Source organism: Enterobacter sp. C4G1 (assembly GCF_052886895.1).
The window spans coordinates 1,994,264-2,008,381 of sequence record NZ_JBQVVV010000002.1; the positions used below are offsets into that span (position 1 = coordinate 1,994,264).

General features: G+C 58.2%; 13 protein-coding genes. 4 read left to right on the forward strand and 9 right to left on the reverse strand.

Going from position 1 to position 14,118, the window contains the following annotated elements; all coding sequences use genetic code 11:
• Window positions 1–106: 106 nt before the first annotated feature.
• The gene (locus tag ACT9TW_RS23285) at window positions 107–265 is read left to right on the forward strand and encodes a hypothetical protein (RefSeq protein WP_446493820.1); all 159 of its coding nucleotides are present in this window, start codon (window positions 107–109) and stop codon (window positions 263–265) included.
• A gap of 164 nt (window positions 266–429) precedes the next feature.
• On the forward strand, window positions 430–2,103 hold the full coding sequence (locus tag ACT9TW_RS23290) for an SgrR family transcriptional regulator (protein WP_446493821.1): 1,674 nt from the start codon (window positions 430–432) through the stop codon (window positions 2,101–2,103).
• On the opposite strand, the gene ACT9TW_RS23295 is transcribed toward ACT9TW_RS23290, so the two are convergent.
• The 4 genes from ACT9TW_RS23295 to ACT9TW_RS23310 form a co-directional block, all read right to left on the reverse strand.
• Window positions 2,076–3,098: a HoxN/HupN/NixA family nickel/cobalt transporter gene (locus tag ACT9TW_RS23295; RefSeq protein WP_182062209.1), complete on the reverse strand. Its 1,023-nt coding sequence runs from the start codon at window positions 3,096–3,098 to the stop codon at window positions 2,076–2,078. The two genes, ACT9TW_RS23290 and ACT9TW_RS23295, sit on opposite strands and share 28 nt — an antisense overlap.
• A 1-nt stretch (window position 3,099) precedes the next feature.
• The gene (gene hypF / locus ACT9TW_RS23300; RefSeq protein WP_446493822.1) at window positions 3,100–5,334 is read right to left on the reverse strand and encodes a carbamoyltransferase HypF; all 2,235 of its coding nucleotides are present in this window, start codon (window positions 5,332–5,334) and stop codon (window positions 3,100–3,102) included.
• A gap of 6 nt (window positions 5,335–5,340) precedes the next feature.
• Window positions 5,341–5,886, reverse strand: a complete 546-nt coding sequence (hydN, locus tag ACT9TW_RS23305) for an electron transport protein HydN (protein WP_446493823.1) — start codon at window positions 5,884–5,886, stop codon at window positions 5,341–5,343.
• A 133-nt stretch (window positions 5,887–6,019) separates the two neighbouring features.
• Entirely contained in the window at window positions 6,020–7,057 is a 1,038-nt protein-coding gene (locus ACT9TW_RS23310) for a LacI family DNA-binding transcriptional regulator (RefSeq protein ID WP_409050282.1), read from the reverse strand.
• 190 nt (window positions 7,058–7,247) lie between these two features.
• On the opposite strand from ACT9TW_RS23310, the gene ascF reads away from it, so the two are divergent.
• On the forward strand, window positions 7,248–8,699 hold the full coding sequence (gene ascF, locus ACT9TW_RS23315) for a PTS cellobiose/arbutin/salicin transporter subunit IIBC (RefSeq protein ID WP_182062212.1): 1,452 nt from the start codon (window positions 7,248–7,250) through the stop codon (window positions 8,697–8,699).
• Window positions 8,700–8,717: 18 nt separating this feature from the next.
• Complete coding sequence (locus ACT9TW_RS23320; RefSeq protein WP_446493824.1) at window positions 8,718–10,142, forward strand: 6-phospho-beta-glucosidase; 1,425 nt, start codon at window positions 8,718–8,720, stop codon at window positions 10,140–10,142.
• An 89-nt stretch (window positions 10,143–10,231) separates the two neighbouring features.
• Here the strand turns inward: ACT9TW_RS23320 and hycI are convergent, their stop codons facing one another.
• From hycI to ACT9TW_RS23345, 5 genes are read right to left on the reverse strand one after another with little or no spacing between them, the layout of a single operon-like run.
• Entirely contained in the window at window positions 10,232–10,687 is a 456-nt protein-coding gene (hycI, locus tag ACT9TW_RS23325) for a hydrogenase maturation peptidase HycI (protein WP_315686607.1), read from the reverse strand.
• Window positions 10,680–11,090, reverse strand: coding sequence for a formate hydrogenlyase maturation HycH family protein (locus ACT9TW_RS23330; RefSeq protein WP_217186800.1), 411 nt, complete (start codon window positions 11,088–11,090; stop codon window positions 10,680–10,682). Before ACT9TW_RS23330 ends, hycI begins: the two co-directional genes overlap by 8 nt.
• On the reverse strand, window positions 11,087–11,854 hold the full coding sequence (locus ACT9TW_RS23335) for an NADH-quinone oxidoreductase subunit B family protein (protein ID WP_182062216.1): 768 nt from the start codon (window positions 11,852–11,854) through the stop codon (window positions 11,087–11,089). Before ACT9TW_RS23335 ends, ACT9TW_RS23330 begins: the two co-directional genes overlap by 4 nt.
• On the reverse strand, window positions 11,854–12,396 hold the full coding sequence (locus tag ACT9TW_RS23340; RefSeq protein ID WP_446493825.1) for a formate hydrogenlyase complex iron-sulfur subunit: 543 nt from the start codon (window positions 12,394–12,396) through the stop codon (window positions 11,854–11,856). Before ACT9TW_RS23340 ends, ACT9TW_RS23335 begins: the two co-directional genes overlap by 1 nt.
• 9 nt (window positions 12,397–12,405) lie before the next feature.
• Complete coding sequence (locus ACT9TW_RS23345; RefSeq protein WP_182062218.1) at window positions 12,406–14,115, reverse strand: hydrogenase large subunit; 1,710 nt, start codon at window positions 14,113–14,115, stop codon at window positions 12,406–12,408.
• Window positions 14,116–14,118 lie beyond the last annotated feature (3 nt).

Sequence of the window (14,118 nt, forward strand, 5' to 3'; positions counted from 1 at the left end):
TTACACTCATCAATATATAAATGCGGAACACCTGAAAAACAGCAACCTGTTTTATTATTCGCATCCGGCTTACGCTGAAAAGGTATTAATCAGCCGGAGACAAATCGTGGCAACCTTTAATAAAGAACTCAATTATCTTTCTCGTTATTTCCAGCAGACGAAGAATGCGGAATACATTTTATTCCGCTGGCTTTATCTGAGTCCGGAGGCCCGCATTGCTCGCTTGCGTGAGCTGATGATGCCGGTCAGTAAACATGAGCAGTAATTGCCGGGTGGCGCTGCGCTTACCCAGCCTACATACCCCGTAGGCCCGTGCAAGCGTAGCGCCGCCGGGCAAAAAAAACCGGAACACTTTACTTAACCAGACCTTATTTATTCCGCAAAACACCCTACACTCTCAGCATCCCTTTTTGTCACCGGAATGCCCCCATGCGCCAGCTTCAGAAAATCCGTCAGTATCAACGGCTTTATCAGCATTACGGAGCAGACCCGAAGCCAACAACCATCGCCGAGGTTGCCGAAACAGCCCTGTGCAGCGAGCGCCATGCGCGCACCCTGTTGCGCCAGCTCGCCCAGAGCGGATGGTTAAGCTGGAGCGCACAGCCTGGGCGCGGGCACCGCGCCATCCTGCACTGCCTGGCAACCACCAGCGAGCTCAGCGCGCCGCTGATGCATGCCTGCCTGGAAAAGGGAGACTATCAAAGCGCATTGCAACTTGCAGACGGTGACCCTGCCAGCCTGCATCACATCATCACCCCTTTTCTGGGGGGAAAATGGCTTAAGCACCAGCCGACCCTGCGTATTCCCTGGTATCGCCCGCTCACCTCGCTTTACCCGGCGTTGCAGCGCCGCCGCGCCGAACAGCACATTATCTGCGCGGTACATGCAGGACTGACGCGCTACACACCCGGCCAGCCATACCCTGCGCCAGATCTGGCGCACCACTGGGAAACCCGTGATAACAACCTCTGCTGGCGGTTTTACCTGCGCAGTGGCGCACACTGGCATAACGGCCAGGCCATCAGTGACGAAGATATCTTTGCAGGAGTACAACAGCTGCTGGCCGATCCGGTGCGCAACTCGGGGCTTAAGCATGTTCATCAGGTTTCGCTTGCTGCACCCTGGTGTCTTGATATTACCCTGCACGCACCGGATGCCATGCTGGCGCATCGTCTGGCGCACCACGTCTGCCGCCTGCCTCATCCACAACAGCCGGATATCGGCGCCGGGCCGTTTGCCATCGCCCGTCATCACTCCCACTTTTTACGACTGGAGCGTCAGCCCTGGTACTTTGCCGCCCACCCGCTTTTGCACGCGATAGAGTTCTGGCGAACCCGCGCCGGGGCGCAAAAACCGGCCTGGATAACCGTCGGAAAAGGGAAAAGCGCTCAGGAAGCCGTCACCTCCACCAGCGGCGGATTCGCGTGGTTAATGGTTAACATCGCACTGGCGCAGCCGCTTGCCGCCTGGCTGCGCCAGGAAATCGTCCTTTTGAGCCAGCACAACTTCGCACAGCGTGACGATCTGCAAACCCGTACCGAACTCCTTCCCGGCCTGCAAACACCGCCGCTCCCGACAGCACCAGACGTCCCGTTACCGCCCACCTTAACCCTGGTCTGCTACCACACACCGGAGCTGCTCGAGCTGGCCGATACGCTTCATGCCGCCCTGAAAAAACGCCAATGCGAACTGACTATCGTCTGGAAAGACCGCGATGAGTGGCACGCTCCCGGTGCGCTAGAACAGGCCGACCTGGTGCTGGGGGATTATCTGGCGGGCGAGTTGCCAGGCTTTGCCCTGGCTGAATGGTTTACCGACGAGCCCGCGTGGGCCACCGCACTTGGCGACGCCCGCTGGCAGGAAGAGAAACAGCAGTTGATGGGGTTTTGCGAAAGCGAAGAGCGCCTGAACACACAGCTCGTCCCCTTTTTCAGGCGGCTGCTGGAATGCGGCGCATGTACGCCGCTGTTCCACTATCGCTATCGCATTAACACCATGGAAAACGTGCAGGATATTGTACTGACCGCAGGCGGCTGGCTGGATTTCACGCGAGCCTGGCTGCCCCCGGCAATGTCTCAGGAGCGTACGACCAGCGCATCGTAACCACGCCAGCGGTAGTTGATCATCGAGACGAGCCAGCAGACGACAAACAGCCCAACTACCACAAACCCGGCATTACCGAGATTGTCATTAACCGCACCAATGGCATCCCAGATACCACCGCTCAGGGCAAATTTATCCATCAGTAAACCGAGCGCTTCCAGCCCGCCAATAAACAGGGCAACCACAACGGAAGTGCCGGTGATGGTCATGTTGTAATAGATCTTACGCTGCGGTTTGTTGAACGCCCAGCCGTAGGCTCCCACCATCAGCAGGTTATCCAGGGTATCGACAAGCGCCATCCCGCTGGCGAACAGCGCCGGGAAGATCATGATCGACCAGACCGACATACCGTTAGAGGCGCTGGCGGCGGAGATCCCCAGCACACCGATTTCGGTTGCGGTATCAAACCCGAGCCCAAACAGGAAACCGACCAGATACATCTGCCAGCTTTTGTTCACCAGGCGGAATGTAGTGCCAAACAGCCAGTTCATCACCCCACCCGCAGCCGGAAGCGTGACATCGCCATTCATTGCCTGACCGTTTTTCAGCGCCTGAAAATTGCGCCAGACACCGTGCAAAATCACCATATTGACTAGCGCCATCGCCAGCAGAAACGTCGCGGATACCGCTGTACCGATCAGGCTGCCCGTCTCATGAAACCAGGCCATGTTCTTCTGAAACGCCGTGGCGGTGGCAGCAATCGCCACCGAGGCCAGCACCACGATAGTTGAGTGGCCCAGCGAAAACCACGCCCCCACGCCAGAGGGCCGCTGGCCCTGCTGCATCATCTTACGCGTCACGGTATCAATTGCCGCGATGTGGTCGGCATCCACTGCGTGACGCAACCCGTAACACCAGGCCAGCAGGCTTGCCGCCATCAGCGCCGTACTGCCGCTGAAGGTTCGCCACGCCCAGCCCCAGGCGAGCAGATTGGCCATGACCAGAGCCAGCAGCAAAAACGCTGCACGCGGTTCGTTGCGTAAGAGTCGTAACATTTTAAGTCCTTTGTGAACATGACCGGGCCGCAGCAACCACTGCCTGCCCGAAGGAGATAGCCCCATCACCTGCGGGCAGGCGACACGGCAAAAGAAGAGTAAAGTCAGAAAGATAATGACGCAGGCGCGCGCGCAGCAGGCGGTTATGTAACACCCCGCCGCTACAGCACACCGTAGAGAGGGACGCGCGCCGGGCGTGGAAAGCGGCGAGTTCTGCCAGCCCGTTTGCCAGCGCATCATGAAATGCCCACGCGCGTTCGCTCGGCTCCGCCTGCCAGTCCAGCCACTGTTGCCAGAATACGCTCAGTGCCAGGTTGCCGTTTATCACCGGCAGCGTGACCGGATGTGCAACGCCACTGCAGCAGGCAGCCAGCGCTTCCAGCCGACATGCTGCCTCACCTTCATAGCCCTGCTTATCCGGCGTGATATCCAGCGCGCAGGCAACTGCGTCGAACAACCGCCCGCACGACGATGCCAGCGGTGTATTGATGCCACGTGAAATCGCCGTTGCCAGCAATGGCCAGTTTTGCGCCTGTACCGCGTGAGTTTCCCTGCGCTGCTGCCAGCCAGGCACAAATGCCAGGCAGTGTGCGAGTAAATTACGCCACGGCTGAACGGCCGCCAGATCGCCGCCCGGTAATGCCACCGCAGGTAGCCCTCCGAGATGCTCACAGTCACGGTAGTTCACCCGCAAACATTCCCCGCCCCACAGCGCGCCGTTATCGCCCATGCCGATACCGTCCAGCGTCAGGGCAATAACATCGCCACCGTCGAGCGGCCAGCTGTTTTCCGCCAGGCAAGCCGCTGCGTGGGCATGGTGATGCAATACCGTTTCGGTGCTCAGTGCCTGCTCATCAGCCCAGCGCCGGGCGCGGTATCCCGGATGCGCGTCACACACCACGCGCACAGGTTGAAACGCATACATCTGCTGCATCACCGCCAGCGCGGTACGCCACTGGTGCTCCACGCCGTCATCACTGAGATCGCCAAAGTGCTGGCTCATTACAGCCTGACTGCCGCGCACAAGACAGAAGGTGTTTTTCATCTCGGCCCCCAGACACAACATGGCGGGAATATTGTGAAATCCGGCAGGCAACGTGATGGCATCCGGTACAAAACCCCGGGCGCGACGCAGCATAGTGCCATCCGCATCCACCACGGAATCATCCATCCGTTGCAGGATGTCACGGTTATGCAGCAGAAAACCGTCGGCAATATCCCTGAGGTCGTCCAGCGCTTGCGCATTGGTGGTGGCCGGAGGTTTGCCGCTGAGATTTCCGGAGGTCATCACCAGCAGGCGCTGCACATCCGCCATCAGCAGATGCTGGAGCGGGTTAGCCGACAGCATGATGCCCGCACAGTCCAGGCCTGGTGCTACCGCCTCAGACAGTTCAGGCAGCCAGGCTTTTGGCGTGAGCACAATGGGTGCTGCGGGTGAACTCAGCAGTTTACTGACAGACTCCGGCAGGCCATCAGCATGGGGGATCATCACCGCCAGGGGTTTTGTCGGGCGCTGTTTTCGCTCCCGCAGCCGCGCCACTGCCCGCGGATTTTGCGCGTCACAGGCCAGGTGGAAACCACCCAGGCCTTTGATGGCCACAATCCCGCCCTCTCTCAGCATCACAACGGCCGCTGCCAGCGCCTGTTCGCGCGTGGCGTGCATGTTTTCGCCGCACCATTCAAGCTGTGGCCCGCAGTCCGGGCAGGCGACAGGCTGAGCGTGAAAGCGCCGGTCAGCGGGGTTGCGATACTCTGATTCGCACGGCGTACAGAGCGGGAATCCGGCCATCGCCGTGGCCGGACGGTCGTAAGGCATGGCGCGGATAATGGTAAAACGTGGGCCACAGTGGGTGCAGTTAATAAACGGGTAGCGGTAACGGCGTTCGCGCGGATCGCGCATTTCTGCCAGACACGCCGGGCAGGTGGCGGCATCCGGCACAATCTGCGTATCCATCGCCCCACCCGCGCTATGGCGGATGGTGAAGCCGTCAGGCGGGTCTGGCCACTCGAACGGCTGGGTCTGGATCGCATCGATACGGGCCAGCGGTGGGCAGTCCTGGCGCAGCCTCGCGGTAAAGGCCCCCCCATTACCCGCGAGGCGCACCAGTACTCCCTCCCCGTCATTGCAGACATCACCGGTCAACTGAAGCGCCTGCGCCAGCTGCCAGACGAAGGGACGAAACCCGACGCCCTGCACTTTTCCGCGCACCCGCACCTGTATGCCGTTACAGCTCATGGCGGATCAGAACAGCATGGACGACGAGGTATCGAACGCCGCACGACGACGTTTTTCAGCGCTCATCTGTTCGAGCTTGTTACGATCGACACACACCAGCGCGTGCGTTGGGCAGGCTTCCATACAGGCCGGGCCCGTTTCACGGTGATGGCACAAATCGCATTTGTTGGCTTCGGCTTTGTCTGCCCGCACGCTCAGCCCCATGCCGCTGTTGCGCACAACCGGGCGAACCACCACTTCCATCGCGCCATAAGGGCACGCCACCACGCAGGTTTTGCAGCCAATGCAGCGCTCCTGCATCACATGGACAAACCCTTTTTCACGTTTGATAGCCCCGTTAGGGCAGACATTGGCGCACGGCGCGTCTTCACACTGGCGGCAAATGGCGGCAGTAGAAATATTCACGCCCTTGATAACGTGAATACGCGGCAGGAAAGATTCAGGGGTGAGTGCTGCACAATCCTGATCCGCCTGATGCGATACCACGCACGCCACTTCACAGGTACGGCAACCAATGCATTTACTGGCATCGGCCATAATAAAACGGTTCATCTGCTTCTCCAGCATAACAGTCATGCGCGGAGACATTCATAAACCGTGCCAGTTTTTAACTTGATGATTTATATTGATTTAGCAATTACACGGAGACTGTCATCGTCACTTCTGACGATGACAGATGTCGATGTCAACGATGCGGGCCGTCGATAACCGAGTCGCGTAACACCAGTTCCCCGGAGAAGGTTTGCTGCCAGGTGAACTCACCGCCATCCAGCATAAAGATCAGGCGACTGATGGTTTCTTTGATCATCTCTGTGACCGGCACACGTACGCTGGAAAGAGACGGCACCATGTAAGGCGCAATGGCCACATCATCAAACCCAATCACCGACACCTTCTCAGGCGTGGCGATGCCGCTGTCGTGCAGCTGCTTCATGGCACCGATGGCCATATCGTCATTACTTGCCACCAGCGCCGAAAATGTTTCGCCCCGGGACAGCAGCTCCGCCACTGCCGCCGCGCCGCTGGCGGGGTTCCACTTCCCCTGCGCAATCAGCGCCTCGCGTAGCGGAATACCGTGCTGCGCCAGCGCGTCCCTGTAGCCGGAGAGACGCTCAACCCCGGTCGGCGAATCCAGCGAGCCGGTAATAAACGCGATTTCCCGGTGACCTTTCGCAATCAGCCGCGCCACCGCGTCCTGGCTGGAGGCCTTATGATCGGACCAGACGCTGTGGCTGCTGTTTTTCCGCAGGCGGCGGTTGAGCACCATAATGGGCTGCTCGCACTTCTCGACGATCTCATCCATCTCTTCCACGCTCAGGAAACGCGGATAAATAATGACCGCATCGCAGCGCATATCCAGCAGATACTGAATCGCCTCACGCTCTTCATCCGCGCTGTGCTTACCGTCCGCCAGGATCAGCTGCCGCCCCTTCTCTTCGGTCATCCGGGCGGCATGGAACAGTAACTCGCTGAAGTAAACGCCGTGATACAGGGTGTTGGTCACCACCAGCCCCAGGGTTTGCGTGCGTTTGGTTGCCAGATTGCGCGCCAGCAAATTGGGGCGATACCCACTCTCTTCAATCGCCTGGAACACCCGGTCTTTGGTCTCCTGGCTCACGTAGCCATTTCCCGACAACACCCGGGAAACCGTCGCTTTCGAGACACCTGCGCGCTTCGCCACTTCCAGCATCGTGGTCATGTTTTTATTCCGTCTGAAACTGATGGGGCGCAGTGTACTGCACCGCAGGAAAATTGTCGCAGCGGCAATATCACGCTTTCAACACCTCAAAGTGATCGTCATCACGAATATAAAAAATGTACAAAATGTGATCTTGTTTCATTCAAAGAAACTCATGATGATTGTGTGGAACCGGTTTCCTACATTTCACACAACGATAACAGGATCTCATCCGATGGCCAAAAATTACGCTGCGCTGGCGAACGACGTTGTCAGCGCGCTGGGCGGCAAAGACAACATCGTCGCCGTCACCCACTGCATGACGCGACTGCGTTTTGTCCTGAAAGAGGAAGCCCTCACCGACACCGCTCGCCTGAAAAGCATCAGCGGTGTACTTGGCGTGGTGCGCAACGATAACCAGTGCCAGGTGATCATTGGCAACACCGTATCCCAGGCTTACCGTGAAGTCGTGAGCCTGCTGCCGACAGAACTGCAACCCGCCGTGCCTGAAGGGCCGCAAAAGCTCACCTTCCGCCGGGTTGGCGCGGGGATCCTCGATGCGCTGATCGGCACCATGTCCCCGCTGATCCCGGCGATCATCGGCGGCTCGATGGTCAAACTGCTGGCGATGATCCTGGAGATGACCGGCGTGCTGCCAAAAGGTGCGCCGACGCTCACCATTCTGACCGTGATCGGCGACGGGGCGTTCTTCTTCCTGCCGCTAATGGTGGCGGCCTCTGCGGCGGTGAAATTCAAAACCAACATGTCGCTGGCGATTGCCATTGCGGGCGTACTGGTCCACCCAAGCTTTATTGAACTGATGGCGAAAGCGGCGCAGGGTGAACACGTCGAGTTCGCTTTTATTCCGGTCACGGCGGTGAAATACACCTACACCGTGATCCCGGCGCTGGTGATGACCTGGTGTCTGTCGTATATCGAACGCTGGGTTGACCGTATTACCCCTGCCGTCACCAAAAACTTCCTCAAACCGATGCTGATTGTGCTGATTGCCGCTCCGCTCGCCATCGTGCTGATTGGGCCACTTGGGATCTGGATCGGTAGTGCCATCTCTGCGCTGGTTTACACCATTCACGGTTACCTCGGCTGGTTGTCCGTGGCGATTATGGGCGCGCTCTGGCCGCTGCTGGTGATGACCGGGATGCACCGCGTGTTTACGCCGACTATCATTCAGACCATTGCCGAAACGGGCAAAGAAGGGATGGTGATGCCGTCAGAAATTGGTGCCAACCTGTCGCTCGGCGGCTCGTCGCTGGCGGTGGCGTGGAAAACCAAAAACCCGGAACTGCGTCAGACGGCGCTGGCGGCAGCAGCCTCTGCCATCATGGCGGGTATCTCTGAACCGGCTCTCTACGGCGTGGCGGTCCGTCTGAAACGTCCGTTAATTGCGAGTCTTATCAGCGGCTTTATCTGCGGCGCGGTCGCCGGGATTGCCGGTCTTGCCAGCCATTCAATGGCCGCTCCGGGGTTGTTTACCAGCGTACAGTTCTTCGACCCGGCGAATCCGATGACCATCGTTTGGGTGTTTGGCGTCATGGCGCTGGCAGTTGTTCTGTCGTTTGTCCTGACGTTAATACTCGGCTTTGAAGACATCCCGGTTGAGGACGAAGCAGAAAAAGCGCGCGCCCTGCAAACCGCACCGGCTCAGGCCAAAGCCGCACAAGCATAATTTTATAGCGAGGTAAAAATGTCTGTTTTTCCACAAGGATTTTTATGGGGTGGCGCACTGGCCGCCAACCAGAGTGAAGGTGCTTACCGTGAAGGCGGTAAAGGGCTGACCACCGTCGATATGATCCCCCACGGCGCAAACCGTCTGGCGGTGAAGGTCGGTAAGGAAAGACGTTTTTCGTTGCGTGACGACGAATTTTACCCAAGCCACGAGGCGATTGATTTTTACCATCGCTATAAAGAAGACATCGCCCTGATGGCGGAAATGGGCTTCACGGTGTTCCGTACCTCCATTGCCTGGAGCCGTCTCTATCCGAATGGTGATGAGCCGCTGCCAAATAAAGAGGGTATTGCCTTCTACCGCGCGGTGTTTGAAGAGTGCAAAAAGTACAATATCGAACCGCTGGTGACGCTGTGCCACTTCGATGTGCCAATGCATCTGGTCACGGAGTATGGCTCCTGGCGTAACCGCAAGATGGTCGATCTCTTCGCCCGCTACGCCCGCACCTGCTTTGAAGAATTTAACGGCCTGGTGAAATACTGGCTGACCTTCAACGAAATCAACATCATGCTGCACAGCCCGTTCTCGGGTGCGGGGCTAATGTTCGAAGAAGGCGAAAACGAAGATCAGGTGAAATATCAGGCCGCGCATCACGAGCTGGTGGCAAGCGCGCTGGCGACCAAAATCGCCCACGAGGTGAACCCGGAAAACCAGGTCGGCTGTATGCTGGCAGGCGGCAATTTCTACCCATATTCCTGCAAGCCGGAAGACGTGTGGATGGCGCTGGAAAAAGACCGCGAGAACCTGTTCTTTATCGACGTGCAGGCGCGCGGTAGTTACCCGGCCTACTCTGCCCGCGTGTTCCGCGATAAAGGGGTGGTGATTGTTAAAGAGCCTGGTGACGACCAGTTGCTGAAAAACACTGTCGATTTTGTGTCGTTCAGCTATTACGCCTCCCGCTGTGCCTCGGCGGATATGAATGCACAAAACACCAATGCGGCAAACATCGTGAAATCTCTGCGTAACCCGCACATCGAGGTGAGCGAATGGGGCTGGGGTATCGACCCGCTGGGTCTGCGCATCACCATGAACATGATGTACGACCGTTACCAGAAACCGCTGTTCCTGGTGGAGAACGGCCTCGGCGCGAAGGATGTGATTGAGGCAAACGGCGAGATTAACGACGACTACCGCATCAGCTACCTGCGCGAACATATCCGCGCGATGGGCGATGCCATTGAAGACGGCGTGCCGCTGATGGGTTACACCACATGGGGCTGTATTGACCTGGTGGCCGCCTCTACGGGCGAAATGAGCAAGCGCTACGGGTTTGTGTATGTTGACCGTGACGATGCCGGGAACGGCACGCTGGACAGAAAGCGCAAAAAATCGTTCTGGTGGTATAAGAAGGTGATTGCGAGTAACGGGGCGGATCTGGTGTAGTCTGTTTTGCCGGGTGGCGGCTTCGCCTTACCCGGCCTACAAAACCGTAGGCCCGGTAAGCGTAGCGTCACCGGGCACCGGGCACCGGCTCAAAGCCTGGCAAATCCCCCATCCCCAACCCACGCACCCAGCCGGGAATAAACCACGTCCACTGCCTCTTTCACCGGCGGCGTCATCGGGTAATAAAAGCCCACGATATCCGGCTGAATCCCCAAAAACAGCACCTCACCCACGTCGTCCTTAATCTGATCGACCAGGTAGTTAAGCGGCATATTGTGGGTCGTCATCATAAACATCTCTGCAATATCGTCGGGGTCGATAAGGCGCGTCTCGCCGGGGTTTAGCCCCATGTCGGTGGCATCGACAATCAACAGTCTGTTCGGGTGCAATTCGCGGATTGCCACTACGTCGTTTTCCGGCGCGCTGCCACCGTCGATGACCACCCAGTTACCCTGGGGATGGGCCGCGCACATTTCTGCAAGCAGCGGGCCTGCGCCATCATCGCCCATCATGCTGTTGCCCACACACAGTAAAACGTCAGTCACGTAATCTCCTCACCATCAGGTAGATGGCGCTCTCCTGATGAATATCATGGAGCATCCCGAGCAGGGTTTTGCTCCACGCCTGCTGTTCAGGGGTTTGTCGGCTTATGGCCGCGTCGAACGCATTGGCAAGCATGGCAATATGGTTAGCATCGATAACAATCTCACCGTATTTCGGGACACCTTCCATCTTGCGCCGCGCTGTACTGCCCTCTTCCAGCGTGGCAATCCACGCCAGATACGCTGACCACGGGCAACTTAACGCCGCCTCCAGGCAGTCGATCACCCCCAGGTGGTGACCAATCGCCAGGCTGTAATAGACCACCTGCTGCGCCGCATCCGGCGTGGCATCGTTCTCATCAATAAACTTACGGCTCAGCTGACTGAACACCACCGTTTCACTCATCGGATACGCGCCTCTTCCACCACCTGATTCAGGTTTGCGACAATCTCATTCAGACGCGGATCGTTTTCCGCCTCCAGCCAGCGTGCTACCTGATGATCGCCCTGACTGAGCAGACGCAGATAATCATCGGCAATCTGGCGGCCATAGCGATAGCCCGCCAGCTTGCGCGCCATGCGGTCGACTTTCACGCGCAATGGCTGCACCATATCCGGGTGCAATATTGTCGCGGGCTGGCTGTCGAGCTCACCCGGTGCACGGGCGTGGATCTTCTGCTCCAGCAGACCGAGCGCCATCGCAAACCCATACAGCGTCGCGGCAGGCGTTGGCGGGCAACCCGGAATATAAACGTCCACCGGGACAATTTTGTCAGTGCCGCCCCACACGCAGTAAAGGTCATGGAAGATACCGCCGCTGTTGCCGCACGCGCCGTAAGAGATACAGATTTTCGGATCAGGCGCTGACTGCCAGGCACGCAGCGCAGGCGATCGCATGGCGCGGGTTACCGCCCCGGTAAAAAGCAAAATGTCGGCATGACGCGGGGACGGCACCACTTTGATGCCAAAGCGTTCGGCATCAAACAGCGGCGACAGCGTGGCAAAAATTTCAATCTCGCAGCCGTTGCAGCCGCCGCAATCCACGCGGTAGACGTAGGCCGAGCGTTTGATTTTTTTCAGCAGCGACGCCTTCATGCTGGCGATGGATTCGTCCACCGTCATGGGCACCGGAATGCCGTTATCGTCGCGTGGGCCGAGTAAGTTTTCCATCAGCTGGCCTCTCTCATATGGCGGGTTAAATCGATGCGGTCGGACGGCAGCAGGCATTTCTGGCGTTTGCATTCCGGGCAGGTTTCAAAGCTTTCCCGGTGGTGCTCTGCGCGGACGTCACCGTTGTGCTTTAACAGCGCAATGGCGTAGTCGATCTCTTTTTGCACGGCAAACGGGCGGTTGCAAACGCGGCAGTTGCACAGGTCAAAGCGCGACTGCTGGAGGAAATCCTCCTTCTTCCAGACCGCCAGCTCGTACTCCTGAGAAAGACGGATAGCCACCGTCGGGCACACCTCTTCGCAGCGACCACAAAAAATGCAGCGCCCGAGGTTAAACTGCCAGGCAAGCTCGCCGGTTTTCAGGTCCGTCTCCACCGTCAGGGCGTTAGACGGACAGGCATTCACGCAGGCGGCACAACCGATGCACTGCTGCGGATTGTGCTCTGGCTTACCACGAAAGTTTTTATCCACCGGCATTGGCTCCAGCGGATAACTGCTGGTCTGGGTGCCGGTTTTGATGACTTTTTTGATAAAGGTAAACATGACGAGTCCTTATTTCAGCGGCGAGTTTTTACGCTCGATGCTGTAGCGCTCAAGCTCTTTGTACGGCACCACCTGGCTTTTCTTCTTACGTACATCGACCACCGTCATGCGGTCGGTGCAGGAGTAGCACGGGTCGAGACTGCCGATGATCAGCGGCGCATCAGACACGGTGTTGCCACGCAGCATATAGCGCAGGGTTGGCCAGTTGGCGTAGGTTGCCGCACGGCAGCGCCAGCGATAGAGCTTCTGGTTGTCGCCGGTCATGCTCCAGTGGATGTCGTCACCGCGCGGCGCCTCAGCAAAACCAAGGGCAAAGCGGTTTGGAATATAGGTGAAGCCTTCCACCATCAGCGGGCCGCCTGGCAGGTTATCCAGGCCGAAGTCGATCATATTCAGCGCGGTGAACACTTCGTTGATACGCACTTTCAGGCGAGAAATCACGTCGCAGCCCTGTTCGCTGTGTACCGTCATCGGCAGCAGACCGTAGCCCACAAACGGGTGATCGGCACGGGTGTCACGGGCGTGGCCGCTGGCGCGCACCATCGGGCCAACGTTGCTGAAGTCGCGGGCAATTTCAGGATCCAGACGGCCAATACCGACGGTACGCTGCTCGATGTTTGGCGTGCTGAGCAGCATATCCACCAGATCCTGCACATCGCGACGCATCTGCTGCGCAAGCTGGCGGGTCTGGATCATGTCATCTTTCAGCAGGTCGCGGCGGATCCCGCCGATCAGGTTCAGACCGTAGGTTTTACGCGCCCCGGTGAGGATCTCCGCCATCTTCATTGACGCTTCACGCACGCGGAAGAACTGCATAAACCCGGAATCGAAGCCGACAAAGTGACAGGCCAGGCCGAGATTCAGCAGGTGCGAGTGCAGGCGTTCCACTTCCAGCAGAATGGCGCGAATCATCTGCGCGCGCTCTGGCACCACAATTCCCATGCCGTTTTCCACCGAGGTGGTGTAGGCAGTGCTGTGGGCAAAGCCACAAATACCGCACACGCGATCGGAGAGGAAGGTCACTTCGTTGTAACCCATGCGGGTTTCCGCCAGCTTTTCCATGCCGCGATGGACGTAGAACAGACGGTAGTCGGCGTCGATAATGTTCTCGCCGTCAACGAACAGACGGAAGTGCCCCGGCTCATCAGAGGTAACGTGCAGCGGGCCAATCGGCACCACGTTGTTCTTTTTGCTGCCGAGTTCGTTGATGAACTCGTAAGTTTCGCTGTCGGTGGTCGGTGCCGGACGCTGACGATAATCCATGCTGTCTTTACGCAGCGGATAGAGTTCGTCCGGCCAGTCGTCCGGCAGCACCAGGCGGCGTTCATCCGGCAGACCGACAGGTACCAGGCCGTACATATCGCGCACTTCACGCTCACCCCAGACCGCAGCAGGCACGCGCGGCGTAACGGACGGATACTCCGGTTTGTTCGGGTCCACTTCGACGCGCACGGTTACCCAGCACTTCTCGAACTGTTCCATCGACATCACGTAGTAAACCGCATAGTTCCCGCACAGCTGACGTTCGTCGTTGCCGAACAGCACGGAGAGCCAGCCACCCTGCTGGTAATACAGGAACTCCACCACCTCTGGCAGGTAGTTCACCTTCACGGTGAGGGTTATCTGGTCTTTGGTCTGCCAGGACTCTTCCAGCACCACGCCGGGAAACGCCTGATGCAATGCGGCGAGGTACTGCTGACCTTTTTTCTCTTCAGACATAAA